Source organism: Betaproteobacteria bacterium (genome assembly GCA_016720925.1).
Lineage (GTDB): Bacteria > Pseudomonadota > Gammaproteobacteria > Burkholderiales > Usitatibacteraceae > UKL13-2.
The window spans coordinates 800248-822506 of sequence record JADKJR010000001.1; the positions used below are offsets into that span (position 1 = coordinate 800248).

Sequence of the window (22259 nt, forward strand, 5' to 3'; positions counted from 1 at the left end):
CTGGGACGACCCGCCTGTCCACCTTCTAGAATACGGAACGGACGGGATTCCAGCTTTCTGGAACCAGCGTGGCGTTCAGAACCCCTGCCGCACAATCGCCTTTCGCTGCGTCACACCGCCGATGGTGTACGTCATGACCGCGTTGTTCTGGTCGCCGAAATCGAGCGTCATGGTGCCGGCTTTCGTGACCGAGAATTTCGCCGCGTCGTAACTTACGCCCAGCCAGGCGGAGCTTGACGTGGAGTAGATATCGCCGGTAAAGCTGGAGCCGCTCCACGTGCCGCCCGGCACCGCGTAGAACACCGTGCGGCCGCTCGCATCGTAGGTGTACCAGACCGGGAACAGCATGCGGCCTTGCTGCGCGATATTCATGCCCCAGCCGTTTTCCTCGGTGCCGGCCCACCACATGTCGTTCACCTGCAATCTTGTTGCGCCGTCGTCGGTCGCAAACGGTTGTCGCACGATCGACTTGCTGCCGCTCACGCCATTGATGGTGTAGCTCAAGGTGGCGGTGCCGCTGCCGGTGTAGGTGATGGTGGCGGTGCCGACCGATGCGCCCGCATTGAAGCTGCTGGCGCGGTAGTTGTTGAAGGCGGATGAGGTCGGTTGATACAGCGCGCCGGTGTAGGCGTTGTTGGCCGCATTCCAGGTGCCACTCGGCAGTACGTACCAGACCGGCTTGCCGCTCGCATCGTACGCATAGAGCACCACGAACTGGAGCCGCCCGTGCTGGGTGATGGAAATGCCCCAACCGTTCTCCGCCAAGCCTGCCCACCACATGTCGGTGTAATCGCCCGCTGCGGCGACCAGCGGCGTGACCGGCACGACAACCTGCTCAAAGCCGTTGTCGGCGGTATGCAGATACGTGACGACATAGTTGTGCAGCCCTGCCGTGATGCCGGTGATCGTGCAGGTCGCCACACCGATATTGGTGGCGCCGGGCAGCGGCGCAATGGTAACCGCGCCGCAGCCGGGCAGCGCCGTACCGTTCTCGTTGAACGCGACTTTGTTGGTGAGCGTGGCGCTGGCGACGGTGGCGCGCAGCACGACGCTGGCGCCGACGGCGGGTTGAAGTGGCGTGGTGCTCACATCAAGGCCAACACTGCCGGGGTTGATCAATTGCTGGAGCGCGGCAGCGGCGCCGGGATTGTTCGTGTCGCCGCCGTAAGTGGCGGAAAAGAACGAGGGGCTGTTGACGATGAGGGGAGCCGGCACCGGACATTTCGCGCGTGCCGATACCAGCGGGACCGCCGCGCACAGCGTCAACGGGCCGGCATTGGTCGCCATGTTAAAGGTGACAGTTCCGGTTGGCGTGTTGCCCGTTGCCGACGCCGTCAGCACGACGGATGAGCGGTAGATCGCCGGGTTGCTCGATGACGTCAGGATAAGCCCGCCGGCCGGGAACTGGGAATGGCAGCATGCGAAGCTGGCGGTGACGGTGCAGTTGGCGGTGACCGCGTTGGTGGTGTAGGTATTGCCCGCCAGCGTGCCGCCGCAGGTGCCGCCGGCGGATGCGGTATAGCCCGGCGCCGGGGTGATGGTGAAGGCCGCGGTTGCGCCCGACGCAATGGTTTGCGCTGTTGCGGGATTGATGGCGCCACCTCGCGTGACGGGAAGGGTCGGACCAGGGCTTCGTCCGGTGAAGGTGGTGGCGCCGGCAATAAAGCCGGCGCGACCGCAATACCGAATGGACCCTGCGTGACGGGTACGGTGGCGATCACGGTTTCAGTACCGGTATCGATGACCGAAACGGTATTGCTGCCCACGTTGCCGACGTATGCGCGCGTACCAGAGGCATTGAATGTCACGCTGCGGGGTGAAGATCCGACCGCAATGGTGTTGGTCACGGTGTTGGTCGCGGTATCGACCACCGAGACCGTGTCGCTACTGCCGTTGGCCGTGTAGACGCGCGTGCCGGCCGGATTGACGGCGACACCGCTCGTGCCCGCCCCAACCGCGACGCTGGTGATAATGGTGTTGGTCGAGGTATCGATCACGAATAGTTCGGCGGGGCCGAATTCGTTGGCCACGTAGGCGCGCGTACCGCTCGGGTTGAAGGCGACCCCGAATGAGCCAGGGCCGCCTGTGAGGCCTATTGCGCCAGTCACGCTATTGGTAGTGGTATCGATGATCGAGACCTGATTGATCCCGGGATTGGTCACAAACAGCCGCGTGCCCCCCGGGTTAATGGCCAACCCGTAGGCCTGTGAAAGCGGCACCGTGCTGATGACGCCATTGGTGGAGGTGTCAATGACCGAGACAGAGTTGGATATCAGGTTCGCCACATAGACGCGCGTGCCAGCGGGATTGACAGCCACGCCAGCCGGTCCAGATCCAACGCCGATGGTTGCGACAACTGTATTGGTGGCGAGGTTGATGACGGATACAGTATTGGGGGTGGAATTGGCGACATAGGCGCGTGACCCGTTCGGGAGGATACCGATGCCGAAGGGCGCTCCACCAACGGGAATGGTGGTGACCACCGCATTCGTGGCGGTATCGAGAACGGAAACAATGCTGCCGTTTTGGCCCGTGATATAGGCAAACGGTTGCGATTGTGCGGACCCGACTGCGGCGAGCATCAATAGCGATGCGATGACTGCCCACAGGGACTTCATGATCGTGCGCGGAATTGCCATTTTTTCCTCCATCTATAAAAGTTGCGTGCTATTGAGGTCAGGTGCGGTTGAGAGGCTGTGTGTGGGTGATTTATTCAAAAAAATATTCTTAAACACGAGTGCTGGCGCGGCATTTGGCGGCATTTCGGCCGGAACGCCTCGCCAGTGCTGGTGTTTGTGTTTGGTTGGTTGACTTTTTCCTGTACATCCACATCCTGCCGCCCGCGTGATCGGCTTCGCACTTACAGATGGCTTACAGTTGTCAGCGCACCGCCAAAACGAAGGTAAGTATTTGATTTTCCTGTGACCCGCGATCACGGTATCCCCAGTCTGTGCAGTGCTCGAACACGTTTGTCCTCGATGCGATTTCGTGTCAGCGCTGCCCACGGAAGCTCGCGTAACTCCGGCAAGAACGGGCCCTTGCATAATTCACGCATGCGGTTTGCGGCGGCATCGCGATCAGTTCCGTTCAAGGGCGGTTGCAGCGGCATCAGCAAGGATTCGAAGAGAGCTTCCAGCTCCAGGCTATCGACACGCGCGGCGTCGGCATTGATTCGCAGCTCATCACCATGCCGCCGCAAAATCGTGTTGCCGCCGCAGATGCGCTTCAGTCTTGCCAGCGTGGTATCGAGCGATTGCCGCGCGCGCGCGGATTCGGCCAGCGGCCAGAATTCGGTGGATGCACGTTCAACGGCGAAGCCCGCGCCGCCCGCGGCAATCACCCGCAGCAGCAGCTCGATCGGTCGCGTGAGGCGCGAGGGGGCGGTCTCAATTTCGCGGCCGTCGACCCACAGACGAAAGCCGCCGAGGCATTCGATGATGACTGGCACGGACGCGATTGACGGCGCGCCCGTTTGCCGCGCCTCGCGGACTGGCGCGCGAGAATGGATGAAATCGACCATGCCCCAATGCTGGGCCGGGCGACGCGCGCCGGGTACTTACAACTGACTTACAACAAGGCTAGTCCGAGGCGGGAGCGGTGCGATCGGCGCGAAGCTTATTGGCCAGGGACCGCAGATTTTCCGACGGATCCAGCCCCAGTTCGACTTCAAGGGTGCGCACGCAGCGCGCATAAATCTGCAATGCGTCGGCAACTTTCCCCGCGCGCGCGTAATGCCGCATCAGCGCCTCGTGCGCATCCTCGGCGAGGGGATCGCGTTCGGCGATGAAGTGCAGGATATCGGCAGCCCGATCCGCGGTGCCGACCGCGGATGCGTCTGTTGCGCCGTTCCCAGCGATGGGAGTCAGTTGAGCAACTTCGTGCATGAGTGCGCGCTTCAGCTTGCGCCACAGGCGATCACGAAACGAATCTGTCCATGGGTTGCCCGCGACGTGCGCCAGAAAGTGTCCGCGATACTCGGCGACAATTTCGCCCAGTACCTTTGCGTGGTTTTCGCCATCGGCATCGCGTTCAAGCAGGTCAAGGCGCGCATCGAGGCTGAAGGCATCAACCCACACCTCCGCATGGTTCAGCGTGAGCGCGCGATCAGCCAGCAGGATCGACGTATCCGAACCCAGCTGCTTGCGCAGGCGGTGGAGCGTGGTATCGAACACTTGTTGCGTGCCTTGCCGGCCGTCCCCAGGCCATATTTTTGAGACCAGCACGTCGACGGGCACATTTTCACCGCCGAGCGCGACGAGGGCTTGCAGCAGTTGCATGCCCTTTTGCTGCCCGCGCGCGGCGACCGTTTCCCCGTCACGCGCAACAATTTCGAAACGTCCCAACGTATACAGGCGCACCGGCCACGGCCAGTTGGTGATGGCCGTTGACGGTGGTGACAGCCGCCGGCGGCGTATCACGTCGCAAACAAACTCGGTTTCAATTTCCGCCCGGAGTGCAGTGGCGCAAAGTTCCTGCGTCAGCGAATTAGCATGACGCAGGAACAGTGGAAAGCGGTGCTCACGCGCCATCGACATCGCCTTGGTCAGCGCGGCGACCGGGTTAGTGCGGGGATCGCGCAACGCGCACAATGCTTCGATGCACGCGGCAAAGATATTGCAAACGATTTCGCTATCGCCGGTAAAGTTGGGCCGGAACCGTTCGCAAACGGCGAGCGCCGTCTCGAAATCGCCGCGCAGCGCTTCGCCGCCGGCCTCGATCATGAAACTTGCAGGATGCCGATTGGCCACCCCCCCCATCAAGGCAATTATCGCGGCGCCCTCGCTTGCCGCCATGACAGCCAGAGCGCCATCGCCGCGCAACAGTGCGATGCGGCCCGTGAAAATATGGTGGGCGAATTTGGAGTTCAGATTTTTCGGGCTCCAGTATTTCTTCAGCCCCGAGCACATTTTTTCGGCGCGGTCAGCGTCACCTGCATCGCAGGCCACCTCCATCTTCAGCAGCAACATGTCATAGATTGCGCGTTCCTCGTTGCTCAAGGCTGCGAGGGCATCGCCACGCTCCACGCACGATATGGCGGCGGCAGTGCTGCCGTACATCGATTCATACGTAATCAGATGGAAATACCATTTCAGAACCACGGTCGGGCTGGCACGTTGTTCCAGCGCATTTCGGGCGACGATCGACGTCGCCAGATCAACATGCTCAAAGACCCTCATCCGCCATGCCTGCTCGACAATTGACGTGAGCGCGTAGAGTTGAAAATTGGGGTCCTCGACCGCTTCAACCAGTTCCGCGATGCGTCCCGTCAGCCGTACGCGATCGTCGTGGGTCGTCTCCGCCGCTGGGTGGAGCAGCATGGCATAGAGACACTCGATCTCGCTGCGCGCCGAGGCAAACACGAAACTGCGACCGGAAAGCGCATGTAAGCGTTTGACGTATCGCTGAAGTTCCCCAAACGACTCCTGGCGAAGATAGATAGCGACAATCACGTTCGCGGTGCTGACCAGGCAGCCGAGATGATCGCCGGCACGGTCAAAAGCCCGATACGCCTGCTCGAGGGCATCGACAGCAATGAATTGATCGGCATAGCGCAGGCATTGCCCAAGCAGCAGGAGCATCCACGGCTGAGCCCGCAGTGTAGCCTCGGGTAGTGCGCGTAATGTGTTGATCACGAGCTGATAGCGTCCGCTGGCAAGTAGCGCATCGGCATGGCGCCCCATTAACCCGATGATTTCCTCCCACGCTTCGCAAGCGATCAACAGATCGACTGTCTCATGGGCGTCGTCGGCGGATTCCAGCATGGCGGCCGATGCCAGCTTCAATTCACGCAAGTCCGCAACGGTGAGATGTTTTGCCGCTTCCTGCCGCAGGAAAGCGCGAAACAAGTCGTGATAGCGATAGCGTGCACCGCCGCCGCCAAGGCGAATGGTAAAGATGCCACGGTGCACAAATTGTTCCAGACGAGCTTCCGCGTCGTCGTGGCCAGCCAGCGTTTTTGCGGCGGCGGGCGACACGCTCACCAGAAAACAGGTCCGCATCAGGAGACGCGCATCTTCATTGCCCAGGCGTTTCATTGCTTCCTGGGCAAAGTAATTGAACAGCACACCGCTGTCCGCCTGCGCGGGACGGTCGAAGGGCAATGCCTGCGTGGCCGTATTGTGCGATTGCATGGATAGCAACAGTGCGCCAGCCACCCAACCGTGGCTCCTGTCCGTGATTTCCGCGATGCGTTGCTCATCGGCGATACCGCGCAAATGCAGAACGGCCTTAAGTTCATCGGCGGTGAAAATGATGGTTTCCTGCGGAACCAGTGCCAGCCGGCCCTGGCCGAGCAGGCGTGAATACTCGGCAGACGGTGCGCTACGGCTGACCAATAGCACCAGCCAAGCACCTGCCAATTCCTCGCAGAGCGTGGCGATGATGCCGTGGACGGCGGAGTTGTCGGCCACATCCTGCAGGTTGTCCAGGACGAGCGCAGCGCCATTCGCCGCGCCGAGGGCGATCAATGCGCGCGCATAACGGCGGCTGAATGAATCCAGATTGTCGCTGAACTCCGGCGAGAACACTGGCAGGTTAACGCTGCCTTTCGCGTTGATCGCGGCCGCGGCCAGTTGCAGGAAGTGAAAGAAACTTTGCGGCTCGCCATCACCGGCATCCAGATGCACCCACATGACGGGTTTCCTGGCGCTGGCAATCAAAGAGGCCGCCGCAGTGGTTTTGCCGGTTCCGCCGGCGGCATGCAACCATACCGCTGAATTGGCCGCCGCCTTGGCAAGCGTATCCACGATGCGGCGTCGCGCGGTAATGGCGCCGAGTTTGGGTGGTTGAACTTTCGGCAAGGTTGCGTGCGCCATGCGGCAATTCTAGCCTGCAAATTTCGTGCGACGCGATAGTGGGGGCGTTTGTAGGGACGTAAATGGTCGAACCGGAAAACTACGGTTGCCCACCCGATTCCTCAAGCCGCGGCTGCGGCTTGCCGACGAAGTAACCCTGCACGTAGTCCACGCCGATCTTCTTTAGCAGTTGCAGCGTCCTGTCACTCTCGACAAACTCGGCGATGGTGATCTTGCCGAGCAAATGACCGATGTGATTGATCGATTCGACCATGGCGTAGTCGATCGAATCACGGTGCAGATTGCGGATGAAGCTGCCATCGATCTTCAGGTAATCAACCGGCAGATTGCGCAGGTAGCCAAACGAACTCATGCCGCTGCCGAAGTCATCAAGCGAAAACTGGCAACCGATGCGTTTGAATTCGTTCATGAAGCGGATGGCTTGGCCAAGGTTTGAAATGGCAGCCGTTTCGGTAATCTCGAAACAGATCGACCGCGGGTTAATGGGGAATTGCGCGAACTGCTCATGCAAAAAATCCGGGAAGTGCTCATCGCCCAGCGTTTGGCCGGAGAGATTGATGGCGGCTACGATGGTGTGAGGGGCGCCTTCATCCTGGTGGCGCGCCAGATTCGCCGCGAACGTCGCGCTGACGACCCATCGATCGATCAACGGCATTAGTCCAAAATGCTCGGCGGCGGGAACAAAAGCCATCGGGGCGATGACATTTTTCCCGGCGCCAGACATCCGCAGCAACACTTCATAATGGGTCGGCTCTCCGACTTGCTCTCGCAGCGGCGAAATGGCCTGCCAATAAAGGTGAAACTGGTTGTGTTCCAGTGCATGGAGAATGCGTTCCCGCCAGTCGATCTGACTGCGCCGCAGGGCGATCTCATTGTCGCCCGGCTGGAAAATGCTGATGCGGTTACGGCCCTTGTTCTTGGCTGCCTGGCAGGCGGCATCGCCCGCGGCAAGCAGGTCGGCGACATTTTGCCCCTCGAGGGCCACGACGCCAATGCTGACACCCATCGAAAAGGACTGGTCTTTCCACGCAAATCGGGTGGCATGCACGGCTTCGCGAATGGTCTCCGCCTGTTCGCGGGCCTGTTCCAGCGTCACGTTTTCGAGCAACACGCCAAATTCATCGCTACTCATGCGCGTCAGCATGTGTCCACCCGCGACGTTGGCGCGAAGTATCGCCGCAATCTGGCGCAGCGCCTCGTCGCCGGCTGCGTGGCCACAACTATCGTTGATCACCTTCAGCAGGTCTACATTGAGATACAGAAGGATATGGCTTGCACCGGATATATCGCCTGAAAGTGTCCGCAGGCGTGCCTCGAGTTCGCTGCGGTTCAGCATGTCCGTGAGTGCATCATGGTGGATCATGTGGCTGATGCGGCTTTCCGCCTCGACGTTCTCGGTGATGTCCCGTGAGAGCGAGTAGCAACCAAGGACACGGCCCTCGGCATCGATGTCCGGTATCAGCGTGACTTCGACAAAGCGAAGGCGGCCGTCGGCGAATCGCACATCGCGCTTGTAGCTGACCGCAGAGCCGGCCAACACGGCTTCCAGATAGGGATGGTATTGCCGGTAAGTCGATGCCCCGATCACATCGCGAATGTGCATGCCGACAATTTCTTCGGGGTCCACGCCGAAAAAATCGGCGTAGCGTTTGTTGGCGAGAAGGTAACGCAAGCTGGTGTCGGTATAGAAAATCATCGCGGGCACGTTGTCGAGCACCAGGCGAAGCTGCGCTTCCTTGAATCGCAGCGAGCTCTCGTCGTGTTTGCGCGTGCTGATGTCGACAATGGTGCCGGACATGCGAATCGCGCGGCCGGATTCATCGTGACCGGTCGTTTTGCCGCGCACCTTGATCCATTTCCACCAGCCGGATCGCGTCATGACGCGAATCTCGACGCCATTGCTGTTCAAGTCTGTGTTTTTCAGGACGCCTTTCAGGGCGTCCAGCGCCACCGGCTGATCATCCGGGTGTGTCAATGCCAGCAATGTGTCCAGAGTGGCGACGGTATCTTCGACGGGTTGCCCGAGCATCTCGGCCCACATGCTGCCCAGGAAAATTTGCCCGGTGGTCAAGTTGGCGTCCCACATCGCAAGATTGGATGCGCGCATCGCATAGTCGAGGCGTTCCTTGGCGTGCGTCATTTCAGCGTGCGCGATCACCGAATCCGTCACGTCCGAAGACAGCGAATAGACGCCAATCACACGTCCGGCCGCATCAATATCCGGCACCAGGTTGACCCTGACATGGCCGGACTGGCCGATTGGCCTGACGTGTTCGCGTTCGTAGGAAACCGCTTCGCCCTGATACGCGCAAGTGAAGAAGGGCTCGATGGCACTGAATGCTTCCGGGCCTGCCAAGTCTCGCAGATGCATACCGGCCGTATCCTCGATCGCGATGCCAAACCAGTTCGCGGCCGCAAGGTTGAAGTAGCGAATGCGCCAATCGGCATCGTAATAGGCAATCAATGCCGGGACGTTTTCCACGATCAGGCGTAACCGTGCGTCGGTGGTGGCGGGAATGGTTTTGGCGTGCATGGGCGTCAGTGTCTCATGGGCATCGCCTGTTGGCGCGGAGGTTAGGCTAAGCGATGATGGCTTTGTGCTGGCCGGGAGGCACTATTCTTATGCCGTCGGAATTAAGGACTTCTTAAATGCGGGCGAGAAAAGTAAGCGATTGCGCAACGTTGTTGCATTGCGCAATGCTGCTTACCGCGCGACCAATCGGGAATTTGTAGCCTGTCGCACAAACAAAGGCGCCCGCAAACTGCGGGCTCCTTTTCGACGCAAAAATTCTCGGGCTCTCCGTTATGCAATCGCCCGGTATGCCGGCAAGGTCAGGAACCCTTCGCGGTCGTCGTCGATGTTCGGTTATTCAAACATGGCCGCGCAGAGCAGGGCTTGCGCCTTCAGCGCCTCACTGAAGCTGCGATACATTTCCCCGTCCTGATTCCAATGGCGGATGCGCGCTTTTGCGGATCTCAAACTACGGCGCACCACCCTGCAGGTTTCTCAGGATGGCGCCGCCTTCGCCGCCGACCAGCACGGTGTTCGCGTTGAGCCACGTCGCTGAATAGAGGTCGAAAGAGATCGGCAAGTTTTGCCGTACCCAGGTCAAGCCGAAGTCGGTGCTTCGCAGGATGCCGTCGTAGCCGACCGCGATGCCGATGCCGGTACCGTTGAAGGACGCCCCAAGCTGGCTGCCCAGCACCGCGGTGTAGACCCGAGTCCACGTTTGCCCGCCGTCGGTGGTGCGCTGCCAGCCCGTGCCGTCGGCGACGATCGCGATGGTATCGCTGACGTGGGCAATGCTGTTCACCCCTGCCATCCCCGCCGGGTTCAGCAGCGACCAGCTCGCGCCCGCGTCGGTGCTCCTGAGCAATCCGGAATAGCCTCCACCGGCCAGACAGAGCGTGCTGGTCAGGCAGCGCACCGCCCGGATCACACCTGTAATGCCACTGGGTGCAGCGCTCCAGTTCATGCCGCCATCGGTCGTACGCAGGATGCGGCCGTTATCGCCGACGACCAGGCCGATGCTGGCCGTGATCATCGTGGTGCTGGTTAGCGTCTGCGGCCCGAGCAGATTTTCGTAGACAACCGTCCAGGTCTGGCCGGCATCGGTGGACCGCACAATCCGGCCGTCCGGGTTGATTGCGATTGCCACCTGCTCGCTGGCAAACGACGGCGCGGTATAGCGCGTGCCGGTGCTGGCCCAGGTGGCACCGGAGGTGATGCTGCGCAGAAGGAACCCGGCGTTGGCGATGGCGCCCGCCAGCACCACGCTGCCACTGGGAGAGACGGACAGTCCGGTGATCCGTTGATCGTAGATGCCGCCGCCGATGATCGACCATGATTCACCACCATCGACAGTACGGGCGATTTGACCACCGTTGTAGCCGACCGCTAGTCCGGTGGTCGGGGTCGCAAAACGCAGGCGGTAGACATTGCTGCCACCGCCAATGAAACCGACGTTCCAGGTCTGCCCCGCGTCGGTGCTGCGCATGGTTTGCGAGAGATTGCCCATGACCACGACGGTGTTGTCGTCGGCGAACGCGACCGCGGTGCCCGCATCACTCATTGGCGTAATCACCTCCTGCCAGTTGTCACCGCTACCGGTGCTGCGCGCCACCTGTCCACTCGGACCGACCGCGATGCCCACACCGGCCGAGTTGAACGCCATGTCGTAGTAGGTTGATGTGATGGCCGGGTTGCTCACATCGGTCCAGTTCAGGCCGGCGTCGGTTGATCGCAGGATCGTACCTTGTCCGCCATAAATCAGTACTGTGGTCGCATCAGCCCACGCCACGCCGCCATAGAAATCCGTCACCACGCCGGCCGTAGAAGGTGCGTTGCTGACACTGCTCCAGGTCTGGCCGCCGTCGTCGGTCCGCCAGATGCCGAGATTGCCCGCAGCGACGCCCACCAATGCATCGGCAAACGCAAGTTTCGTGACCGCAATCGTGCCTGGAAAGCCGGCATCGAGGCGACGGGTCCACGTCACCCCGCCGTCGGTGCTGGTGAATATGCCGGAATTCTGCGTCGAAAAAACACTGAACCATCCGGCGGCGACCAGCAACCCCGGCGCCGGGTTGGCGACATCACTCCAGTTAGCCCGCCCGGGCTCAAACGACGTTTGCCAGGTATTGCCGGTATCACTGGTCCGCAAGGTGGTGCCGGCGCGACCGACCGCGGTGAAGGTGCCGCTTCGATAAACCAGGCCACCGATTCCATTGGCCTGTGGCAGCGGCGTGGCATAGCACCAGCCAATCGTACCGGCCAGGCAGGCACCGCTGGTTGCGGTCGGTATCGCGTTGACGGCGAGCGCTGCCGGGATGCTGGTTGCGCTGGGGTTGATGCCGTTGCTCACCGTCACGATCAGCGCGAGGCCGTCACAGGCGGCGGTGAGGTTGGACAAGGTGATGGTGGTATTGCCATTGCTGTAGGTCACCATGCCGCTGCAGGTACCGCCCGGCACGGCGAGGGCGAACCCGCCGCTGACCGATGGCAGATTGGCGGGATTGCCGGCGAACCGCCAAGTGAAATTGAGCGTCGAGGTACCGGTTGCGGCAACGCCAAAGGTGGCGCTGCCACCGACGGTGGTGGTTTGCGCTGCCGGCTGCTGGGTGATCTGCGGCGCCACCGGGGTCGAGGTGACCGTTGCCGTCGCAAACGTACTCGGCACCCCGCCAGGCGCGGCAACATTGGTGGCCACGGCGCGATAGCGTTTCCCGTTGTCGCCGATTGCCACCGGCACGGTGCAACTGGCGCTTACGCTGGATGAATATACCGACTGCGTGCCGGGACCGCAGCTTGCCTGGACAGGCAGGTCGGTGAAGGTGGTGGTTGAGGCCGGTGCCGACTGCCACTTCAGCTGCGGTATCGGCTGGCCGCCTGCGATGACGCTGAAGCTGACCGTCTGGCCAGCCACCACCGATCGATCGACCGGATTCAACGTGAACACCGGCGCCGAGGCGGATGCCAGGACCGACAGCGTGGCCGGATTGGAGGGAACGCAGGCTGTCGGCGATGAGCAGACCAGCACCTGGAACTGTGTGCCGTGATTGGCAAGTTGCGCCGCAGCGAGCGTGTATGTCGGCGAGGTGGCCCCGTTGATGGTGGCGAATGCGGCGTTGGCATTGGCCCGGCTTGACCACTGGTAGGTCAGATTCGCGCCGCTGGCGACAACCGTGAAACTTGCCGCCTGGCCGACGATCACGCCGATATCGGCTGGCTGTGCGGTGATGGTTGGCAGCACGCCGTTGTAGCGCACCAGGATCGGAATGTCGGTTTCGAAACTGAAACCAACCGGCACGTTGCCGGTGCCGATGCGAAATGCGGTGGTCGTGTAATCAGCGATGGCGGTGACGCGCAGCAGACGGCCGTTGGCGCTATTGGCGCCGGGAATCTGCGCGGGGTCGATGGTCACAGTGAAGGGGATATTGACGCTGGTGGTCACATCAACGGGGTTCGGGTTAAAACCGCCTCGTGCACCAAGCACGGAAATGCGGTCGGTGCGAACGGTGCCGGCCGGCCGCGTCCACCAGACCATGAAGGTGCGGGTCTGGGGCACATCCGTTACATACCACAGGGGCAACTGCACGCCGTTTGGGCCGCGCAGCACCTGTACGATCGTGCCCTGCTGGTCAAGCAGGGTCAGCCGCAGCTCGTGATTGGCAGGGCACCCCACGCCGCCAACCGTCCATTCATCTGTCGGGACCGCTGAGCAGGTGCCGATCACAAAGTAAGACAGACCATCGATATCGGCCGCCATGCGAGCCGGATCGGTGCTGATATTGCGCATGACGCGCCAGTTGCCGCCGAGTTCGGACTTCAGCAGGATCGGCGTCGCGCCGGCCGGAATCTGCGCCGCCGCAAGCGGGATCGAAAATACCGCGCTACCTTCGAAGAGCTGGCCATGCGGTGTGACGGCATAGACAGGCGTCAGTGCGTTCAGGCCGGCAAGCGCGGGGGCGCCAGTGTCGTTGCGGTCCACGCGGAAGGTCACCGGATCGGTGACGGCATCGGGCGGCACCACGACCTGCACGCCATCGGGACCGTTGATCACGCCACCGCCGGCGCCAATCGTCGCGCCCACCAGGACCGGTGGCACCGCCAGGGCCAATCCCGATCGGGCCTTGACGGCCGCGATGTCGGCTGCCGTGATCGCGCCGGACGCGTTCACGTCGAACCGGGAATTCGCGGCGCCGGCCGCCTGGCCCGATCGCGTTTTCACGGCAGAGACATCTCCGGAATTGATTGAGCGCGTGTCATTCACATCGCCGACCAGGAAACCGAGCGAGGCCGAGACGTTCAGCCCGATGCCATTCACGTTCGTCAGCGTTACGGTGACGCGCTTGTTGTCGGCGATGGCGGGGAGGGTGACGATAACCTCGCTGCCGGAAGGCGCGGCTGTTGCACCGGCCATAAGCGCGAGGCCATCTTCAACCACACTCAGGTTGCCCACTGAAGTGATCGGGCCATCAAACTGGAACACCACCGCGTGCCCGGCGCCGGTGGCACGCGGTTCAATGGTGATAACGCCGGATGTGCTTTGCGAGGTGTCAATCGGCAGATCGAACGCGCCGGCACTGGCCTGATGCGTCTTCCGCGCCTGCACGCCCGTGAGCGTGATTGCCTGTGCCGACAGGGCGCCAAGCGTGAGTGCGATTGTCAGCAGCGACAGCGCCTTCCTGCGAATCATCTTGGCGGTGTGAAGGCCGCGAGATGTCGGTGAGAAAACGCGATTGCCAACGCACGTGGCAGGGTCGATGCGCGGGAGGTGAGTCATGTTCGTCTTCCTTCGTTTGTGCGGCAGTTCAAAGGCGGTAAGTCAGGCACGTGGTGCTGCGAAGTTGAGATGACACATTCCGGAACGCTGTATGGCGGGCGTATCGAAACCTGAACATCAAACTCAAGCATTGGTGAGGTGTCTGGGCCACTTTCATCCTGAGAGGCGCATGGGTGCTAGGTTTTGTCATCGAAAGCCAAGAAAACTCGTAGGGCGGGCAAAGCGCAGCGTGCCAACGTACGCCGCCGCGGTTGGCACGCTGCGCTTTGCCCGCCCTACGTAAAGTTGTCTTCGCCGCACCTGTCAGCGTGATGGCGATGAGCAACCGTTTCTGCATCGTTCGATTCATGATTTGCACCCCTGCTGGTTTCACTTCAACCCCAGCGCGGCCTTGATGCGCTGCAGCTCAAATTCAAGTCCCGAAATGCGCGCTGCCTGTCCGGCAATCGTTGAGTCTTTTTCTTTCATCAGTTGATGCAGTCCCTGGATCGCCGCCATCGCCACGCCATCGGCATCCACGGTGGCAATGGTCTTGTCGTCATAGCCCACGCCAAATGCCGCACGGAAATCCTGCGCGGTCGGGCCGATGTGGCGGATTTTTTCCTCGTTGCGGTATTTCCACGATTGCAGCGGCATCTTCACCAGCGCAGCCAGCACCTTGGCGCCATCGACCAGTTCAAACGCTTCTTTGGTGGCGCGATCACTGGTGGAGGTGAAGGTCTGCGCGCGGGCCACGCCGCTGACCGCCGGTAGCGATGTCGGTAAGCCGACGGTGAGCGTCATCAGCGCTACACCGGCTGCCCCTGGCGCAAACACCGTATCGCTATGTGTGCCGCCTTGGTACCAGGCGAAGTTGCCTTCGCTCCGCTGATACAGCGTGTCGGATTGCACACCGATGCCGTAGGAACTCGGCCCCCACAGGTTGAGCATCTGCCGTGTGGTGCTGCCGAAATCGAGTTCGCTGTTCGGGTTGATGCGTAGCCTGCGCGTGGGGTTGCCAAGGCCGTCGATGGCGGTGACGAAGCGCACGCCGCCGGTAGCGCGGGCGGAAAATTCATTGTGCGCGTCGGAGTAGAAGTTATGGCCATTACTATCCGACCAGACGAATGCGCCGTCAGTTTCTGCCTTGGCACGGGTGCCAGCAGCAAAACTGTTTAAACCACTCGCGAAATTGTTTGACCCTCCTGGGATCATGGCGCCGCTGCCACCTGCGATGTTGGACGAGCCCCCGCTGACAGTGCTGCCTTCACCGGATGCCGTGTTGAAAGTTCCGCCACCAACGAACGCAAAGGCGCCCGCCGTGTTCTTCGTGCCGCCACTTATCGTTCCGCCGCTGCCAGTCACCAAATTAAAGTAGTTAATGACGCGATCACCGCCGCCGCCTATCGTCGCACTACCTACTCCTGGGCTTACCTGATTTGTTGCGATGCCCCCAATAATGTTGGGACCTGAGGATCCAGGTTCGATCCGTATGGCGCGAATTCCGCCTGCAAATAGATTTAGTGCCGCATCGTCTGTCGTACCCAGCACCGCATCCGCCCCAAACGTATTACCTCCCTGCTTGAAAAAATTCCCGGTGAGTGTCGCCGAATTTGGATCGACCGCAATCGTGCCGCTTCCAGTAATCGTCCCTCCGCTCAAACCCGCGCCCGCCGTGATGCTGGTTACCGTGCCGCCGGAATTGGTGTCCGCATCGGTCGCACACGCCCATAAGCTGCCGCTCCATTTAGGCACCTGGTTGGTTGAGCAGGCGGTGGTTGGCAGCAGGTTGGTGGCCGCTAGGTTGATCGTGCCAGTTGTGCTGATCGGCCCGCCGGTCAGACCCGCGCCGGTGGCGACATTCGTAACCGTGCCGGAACTGCTGGTGGGCGTACTGCACTGCCAGTCCGTCCCGTTCCATTGCAGGAAGCTGCCACCGGTACATGCCGCAGCCGGCACGCTGTTGGCGTCAGCGGCACACGTCCACGCGCTGCCGTTCCACTTTGGAATTTGATTGGCGCTGCAAGCGGTCGGTGGCATCAGTTGCGTGGCCGCGAGGCCGATGGTTCCGCTTGCTGTGATCGGGCCACCCGTGAGCCCGCTGCCGGTGGCGACGTTGGTCACCGTGCCGCTGCCACCAAGTGTCGCTGCCGTCCCAAGTTGCCCGTTGCTGTCGATGATGACCGGCAGCCCATCGGACGCGCCAGGCGTCACACCGCGAACGCCGGCGATGAACGCGCGCGTTTGCACGGACCCGATACGGGTTGTAACCGTATCCGATGCGGTCCCCGAATTGCCGATGGCGATATTGCCACCGCCAGATATGATGCTGGCGCCTGCACCGGTACCCAATGCAATATTATTGTTTCCGGCCACGTTATTGACGAGCGCGTTTGTGCCGAGCGCGGTGTTGTTGACGCCGCTTGTATTGTTTTGAAGAGCGCCGGCACCGCTCGCCGTGTTGTTGTTCCCGCTCGTGTTACTGCGCAACGCATTACTGCCACCGGCGGCATTGGCGAAGCCGCTCGTGTTGGCGCGGAGCGCACTGGCACCGAGCGCCGTATTGCCGGTGCCGGTCATCGTAAAGTTGCCTGCGTCCAAACCGACATAGGTGCTGTCGAAACCGAAGTTGTGCATGAACGGCAAGCCGTCCTTTACGATGTTGCCCGTGAAGGCCGAGGACGAATCCACCATCGTCAGATTGCCGGTGATGTTGTTCGGCCCGGCAGGACCTTGAGGACCTTGGGGGCCGGTTGCTCCCGTCGCACCGGTCGCACCCGCAGGTCCGGTCAACCCGATCGGACCTTGCGCGCCTGCCGCACCGGCTGCCCCCGTGAGCCCGATCGGCCCCTGTGGACCGGCAGGTCCCGTGGGCCCGACAGGCAGCGATGCCAGCGTGCCGAGCTGTCCTGCGCTGTCGATCACCACCGGCAACGCCGCGCCGGCGGGCGTGACGCCGCTGATGCCGGCGATAAATGCCTTGCCTTGGCTCGCGTCGCCAATGCGGATGGAGCCCGTTTCCGCCGCGGTGCCGGGATTTCCGATGAAGATGTTGTAGTTGCCGGCCGTGAGGTTGAATCCTGCGCCCTGACCCAGTGCGATGTTGTAGGTTCCCGTTGCATTCCCCGGCAATGCACTCCCGCCGATGGCCACATTACCGACGCCGCTGGAATTATTCTTGAGTGCGCCGTCACCGACAGCGGTGTTGTTGCTGCCGGTCGTGTTATTGCGCAAAGCATCGACACCGGATGCCGTGTTGACGAAACCGGTGGTGTTTGCCGTGAGTGCGTTTGCGCCAAGCGCGGTGTTGCCGGTTCCCGTCATGGTGAGGTTACCCGCGGCCATACCAACGTAGGTACTGTTGAAACCGAAGTTATGGATGAACGTCGCGGACCCCTTCAGGATATTTCCTGCCGACGCGGTCGAATCCACCATCGTCAAATTGCCGGTGATGTTGTTCGGCCCGGCAGGACCTTGCGAGCCGACGGCTCCTGCTGGGCCAACGGGTCCTGTCAATCCGATCGGCCCCTGGAGTCCGCTCGGACCTGCCGGGCCGGCTGGACCCGCAACGGCCCCGATGACATTCGCCACCGGAATCGTTGCTGTCGTGATCGAACCACCAATCTGCGAACCGGCAAGTGTCGCACTACCATCGAGAGCGGCAGCGCGAAATGCGTAAGGACTGCTCGACAGCGGCTGGCGTGGCGCCATCTCCGGGTCGGCGTTGATCGATACTGTCAGCCAATACGGCACGTTGAACGGCAATGGAATCGGCGTCGTTGAGCCGATGAGCGCGTTGAAATTACCGTTAATGACCGTGACGGCAGGGTGTGTCTCGGTATAGAGCAAGGCGCCGCCGGTGGCGGCATCGTAGAGCTTGAATGTTATTGCCACCGCGCCGTTGATGGGCGTGCTGCCGGCATTGGTAAGGTAGCCTTGGTAATTGATCGCCCGCGGTGGCGCGGCGAGGGCGAGTGGTGCGAGCGCGCTGAGGCCAATGGCGAGGATGAAACGCAGAAGAGTAATCATGTTTGATATGCTTCGTCGTTGATGGCGGTCGAATGCCTCATGGCGATTTCCGGGGTGGATTCTCAAGGCGCGCGGCGGCGGCTTCGGATTCGGCGACCGAAGGCAAAGGTCTGCCGAGCAATGCGCGCATGCGTGACTGGTCGATGGCGTCGAACAATGCCTGCCTCGGCGCGCCTGGCGGGATTGGCACGAATTGAGGGCCGGTAATGGTCGCGCTGACGTTGCTGGCCTTCAGGCTCCCGTCCGGGCTCGGGCTGCCGACACTTGCAATGGCGGCGCTTGCATCCGCCGTCGCGAGGCGGTTTGTGTTCATGCGGAAGGTGAGCAGCAATTCAACCACACTCGGCTGCAATGCATCAGCCGCAATGCGCAATGGCTCAGTCCGCGGTTTTACGCCCGCCCGATGCGTGCGCTCGATGGCCTTGGCCTGTTCTTCAAGCGCCCTGCCTTCGGCAACCTTCTCCTCGGCGAGTTTGCGATCCGCCGCCGACAGCTCCGGATCGCTACGCCTAGCCCTTTTCGGCTGACTGTTGTAGGCAGCGCGCGATTGTTCGCTCAGTTGCTGGTGACGAGCCGCCTGTTCCAGCGGCAGCGTCTCAAGGGCGGCGATCTGGTCAAGGAGTTGCCGGCGTTCTGCATACCTGCGGTCCTGATCGGCCTTCGGCCATGTGAACAGATAGCTGGCGCCATGGGCTATCTCCCAGCTGCGATCCTTGCGATCTTTCGAACACGGCGAACCTTCGCCCGCAATCCGCGGCGGCGTCTTGAAGTCGTAGGGTTTGCCACGCAACGTCATGTTCGCCGGCGTTGCTGGAATCAGCGCCGCCAGCGCGGCAACCGCACGCTGGTGGTAGTCGTTTTCGGCCGTCGTGGGCTCGCGCGCACAGTTGCCATCGGCGCGAACGATGGTAGTGAATACGCTCAACACCAGCGACGCCGCCACCTTGGCGTTCGTGCGCAGGAAACGTTTGGTTGTTGATAAATGGTTCTCCCTGACGAAGCGGTTTGCCGTCGCGGCGACCAGCGCGGTATTGGCGCTGACCCGCGTGTTGGCACAGGGCCTGAACGTGGTGGCAATGTCAAAGAAGGCATTGGCGGCCTTGCGGAATAATCGATGCATGCTGGACTCCGGCATTTGTGACGTGAGCATTGGCTTCGGGAATCGGCCCTCAATACCAGGCACGCGGACGGCGACGTCACTTCATGACGACACGCCCGCCGGAAATCTCTGAAGTCCGATCTGAATGTCAAAACGCGGTTTTTGGCGGGAACCCGCCAAAATAACCCGTGGCGGCACGCGGAAGCGATTCGCGACAACGCTTGCGGAAATTTTCAGGGCAGTTTTGTACTCGATCGGTGGTGAGCGCGCTGGGCGAAGCGCACTTTGCGCGTCAATTTCCCTTGATGCTCTCGTGCGCGGCGTGATTTGATGCCAAGCGTGGGGCGAAGCGTTTGTGTTTGGTTCGCGTTGCCGGCGCAGTGGTCAACAAATCTTCGCACCGGATACAGCCACCATCAATTTGGCACGCTAACGCCCAAAGTCGTCACCCCACGCGAATGAGCGAGGCGATCAGCTCGTCGCACTTTTTGATCTCGGCACTAATTTCTTCGACAGCCTGCGCCGCAAGCTGGGCATCTATTTTGCGATCGACTAATTCCTGCCGGAAAGCCCGCGATAGCAGATATTGCGCGCGCGCCTCTTTGATGTATTCCACGCGGCGCGACAACGGAAGAGCGGTATTCCGCGCCAACTCGTAGCGGGCACGACCGATTTGGGATCGAGCAGACGCCACATTGGCGCGTACCTGTGCACCTTCCCTCGCTTCGGCAGACATACGCGAATGCACCGCAATCGCCTCGCGCGCATATTCGACGGCCTGTTCAAATCGGCGCTGCGCGTACTCGACTTTGCTCGACACGGCCAGCACCCGGACATAGGTGAGCGCATAGGCTGCGTTCGCCGGCTCGACCGCCAAAAGTCGTCTGCCCTGTTCGCGCGCTTTTTCAATATTGATCGACGCACCCTTGCTGTCGCCGAACTGTTGCATCGATTCGGCTTGATTGCTATATCCCTTGACGAGCGACAGGAGATGGGATTTATTGCCAGCGTCATCGCGTACGAGCGTCTCCAGCGTGGCAATCGATTTTTCCGTCAGTTCAATGGCACGCGGCAAGGCCTCATTTCTGCTGTTCAATTCGATGCCTATTGCAGCCCGTGCATAGGCACGCGCAAGGCTTGCACGCGCGAGCAAGTCTCCCGGTTGGTCGCGCAACAGTGCTTCCAGTATTTCAATGGCGCGTTCCAGTTGCATGGTTGCGGCAGACCTGTCCGAATTGACGATAGTAAGAGACCAGCCATATTCAGCCAATGTTTCGCCCAGATTGCGCCGATCGACAAGGTCGGCTCCCGGCAAACGGACAATTTTTTCAGCAAGGCGTGCGGCTCTTTCAGTCTCTGGCAGCGGGCTCTCACCCGCATTGGTTTGCAGGCGGGCGCCGAGTAATGCCAGCACCCGTTGCTCACGCATCAACCGGATATTTTCCGGCTCGCGCAAAGCGAGCGAGTCCAGAATGGCGCGCGCACGCTCAACATTTTGTTTCGCGCTAACGGACTCCCCCAAGTACGAACCGTAAATATCGCCCTTTATTTCGGCGAGCTTTCGATATGCACCCGCGACTTCAAGCGCCAGCTCAGGATCATCACTACTTTCATTGGCGAGACTATCCAGATATTTTAGTGCCGTGCCCACGAGGACTTGTCGCGCTTTCAATGTGCCGGAGAGGTTTTCGATTTCGCTGTGAACGTCGAATACGAACGAGTTGGCGAGCGTTCTCACACTGGCAAAATGCTTCTCCGCGCGTGCCTTTTCGGCTACCACCTGGCGCCGCTGGGTCTCGGCCACGCCCAACCCGGTCGCCAGCGCAATCACCACCGCCACGCCGGCGCGGTGACGCGCGAGGTAACGGCCGAGCAGGTAACGGCGGGTGCCTTCGCGCGCCGAGACCGGACGCCGCTCGAGGTACGCGGCAAGATCGGCGTCGAACGCTTCGACACTCGGATAGCGTTGCGCGGGGTTCTGTCGCAAGGCTTTCAGGACGATGGCATCCAGATCGCCGCTGAGCGAGTCAGCAGCAATACCTGCGGGCATGTTCTCGAGCGCGGGTCCGGGCTTCAACGTCGACGGGAGCTGAATTTCCTCGGTGGTGATGACCAGTTCGGTGAATGGCCGGCCTTCGCGCACTGCGCGGTAGGCGGGCTGGCCTGTCAGCATTTCGTACAGGATCAGGCCGAGCGCCCAGACGTCAGTGGTGGTGCTGATCAGTCCGCCGGTGATTTGTTCAGGTGAGGCGTAGCGCAGCGTCAGCGCCCGCCCGCCGGCCTGCGTGAGCTCGGTCTGGTTGGCGGGTGATGTTTCATCGATCAATTTGGCGATGCCGAAATCCAGGAGTTTCACCGCGCCTTCGGCATCAACGAGGATGTTGGCGGGCTTCAGATCGCGATGCACCACCAGGTGATGATGGGCGTGCGCAACAGCGGCGAGAATCTGGCGAAACAACCGGATGCGCGTTTCGCAGTTCATCGTTCTGGTGGAAAGGTATTGGAGGAGCGGCTCGCCCGTGACCATGTCCATCGCCATCCAGGGCTGTTCCCTTCCGCCATCGATGTGGCTGACCCCGGCGTCGATCAGTCGCGCAATATTCGGATGGCTAAGTGAGGCCAGGATGCTGCGCTCGCGCAGGAATCGCGCGGCGGTGGCCGTGCCCTGCACGACGTTGACCGGCAGCTTGAGCGCAATTTCGCGATTGACATGTCCGCCCGTTTGCGCGGCGCGCCAAACCTCACCCATTCCGCCGCGGCCCAGCAAACTGACCAGCCGGAATGGGCCAATAATCTGCCCGGCGGCAAACGGGCTGACCGTTGGCGGAGGCGGCGCGAGCCGCGGGATGGTTTCGAATTCGGCTCGGCGGGTCGCTTTCTCATGGTTTTCAATCAACCGCCGTAGTACCGGCACCAATGCCGGCTCGTGCAAGTCCATTTCCGACAGCCACGTCGTGCGCGTGTGAGCGTCGAGCGACAGCGCGGTGCTGAGATGGGGTTGGACTTTCAGCCAGGTTTCGCGGTCGATTTGCATGATTGAAAGGCTAAACGTCT

Annotated in this window: 9 protein-coding genes; all 9 read right to left on the reverse strand. The window is 61.3% G+C overall.

The genetic code is table 11. The annotated features are described in order from the left end of the window. Positions 1 to 75: 75 nt before the first annotated feature. Positions 76 to 1341: a hypothetical protein gene (locus IPP88_03845; protein ID MBL0121880.1), complete on the reverse strand. Its 1266-nt coding sequence runs from the start codon at positions 1339 to 1341 to the stop codon at positions 76 to 78. A gap of 38 nt (positions 1342 to 1379) precedes the next feature. Further along, positions 1380 to 2639, reverse strand: coding sequence for a beta-propeller fold lactonase family protein (locus tag IPP88_03850; protein ID MBL0121881.1), 1260 nt, complete (start codon positions 2637 to 2639; stop codon positions 1380 to 1382). Positions 2640 to 2932: 293 nt separating this feature from the next. Further along, positions 2933 to 3520, reverse strand: coding sequence for a hypothetical protein (locus IPP88_03855; protein ID MBL0121882.1), 588 nt, complete (start codon positions 3518 to 3520; stop codon positions 2933 to 2935). 58 nt (positions 3521 to 3578) lie between these two features. After that, positions 3579 to 6815 (reverse strand): hypothetical protein, encoded by a 3237-nt coding sequence (locus tag IPP88_03860; GenBank protein ID MBL0121883.1) that lies wholly within the window; start codon positions 6813 to 6815, stop codon positions 3579 to 3581. 79 nt (positions 6816 to 6894) lie between these two features. Next, positions 6895 to 9348: an EAL domain-containing protein gene (locus tag IPP88_03865; GenBank protein MBL0121884.1), complete on the reverse strand. Its 2454-nt coding sequence runs from the start codon at positions 9346 to 9348 to the stop codon at positions 6895 to 6897. Between the two features lie 448 nt (positions 9349 to 9796). Next, on the reverse strand, positions 9797 to 14098 hold the full coding sequence (locus IPP88_03870) for a hypothetical protein (GenBank protein MBL0121885.1): 4302 nt from the start codon (positions 14096 to 14098) through the stop codon (positions 9797 to 9799). Between the two features lie 369 nt (positions 14099 to 14467). Then, positions 14468 to 18106, reverse strand: coding sequence for a tail fiber domain-containing protein (locus tag IPP88_03875; protein ID MBL0121886.1), 3639 nt, complete (start codon positions 18104 to 18106; stop codon positions 14468 to 14470). 37 nt (positions 18107 to 18143) lie between these two features. Continuing rightward, positions 18144 to 19226 (reverse strand): hypothetical protein, encoded by a 1083-nt coding sequence (locus tag IPP88_03880; GenBank protein ID MBL0121887.1) that lies wholly within the window; start codon positions 19224 to 19226, stop codon positions 18144 to 18146. Between the two features lie 424 nt (positions 19227 to 19650). Next, entirely contained in the window at positions 19651 to 22239 is a 2589-nt protein-coding gene (locus tag IPP88_03885; GenBank protein MBL0121888.1) for a serine/threonine protein kinase, read from the reverse strand. Positions 22240 to 22259 lie beyond the last annotated feature (20 nt).

Bases quoted from the DNA above. Each gene is read 5' to 3' on its own strand.
- IPP88_03850 (MBL0121881.1), bottom strand. From the start codon at position 2,639: ATGGCAATTCCGCGCACGATCATGAAGTCCCTGTGGGCAGTCATCGCA.
- IPP88_03855 (MBL0121882.1), bottom strand. From the start codon at position 3,520: ATGGTCGATTTCATCCATTCTCGCGCGCCAGTCCGCGAGGCGCGGCAA.
- IPP88_03860 (MBL0121883.1), bottom strand. From the start codon at position 6,815: ATGGCGCACGCAACCTTGCCGAAAGTTCAACCACCCAAACTCGGCGCC.
- IPP88_03865 (MBL0121884.1), bottom strand. From the start codon at position 9,348: ATGCACGCCAAAACCATTCCCGCCACCACCGACGCACGGTTACGCCTG.
- IPP88_03870 (MBL0121885.1), bottom strand. From the start codon at position 14,098: ATGACTCACCTCCCGCGCATCGACCCTGCCACGTGCGTTGGCAATCGC.
- IPP88_03875 (MBL0121886.1), bottom strand. From the start codon at position 18,106: ATGATTACTCTTCTGCGTTTCATCCTCGCCATTGGCCTCAGCGCGCTC.
- IPP88_03880 (MBL0121887.1), bottom strand. From the start codon at position 19,226: ATGCATCGATTATTCCGCAAGGCCGCCAATGCCTTCTTTGACATTGCC.
- IPP88_03885 (MBL0121888.1), bottom strand. From the start codon at position 22,239: ATGCAAATCGACCGCGAAACCTGGCTGAAAGTCCAACCCCATCTCAGC.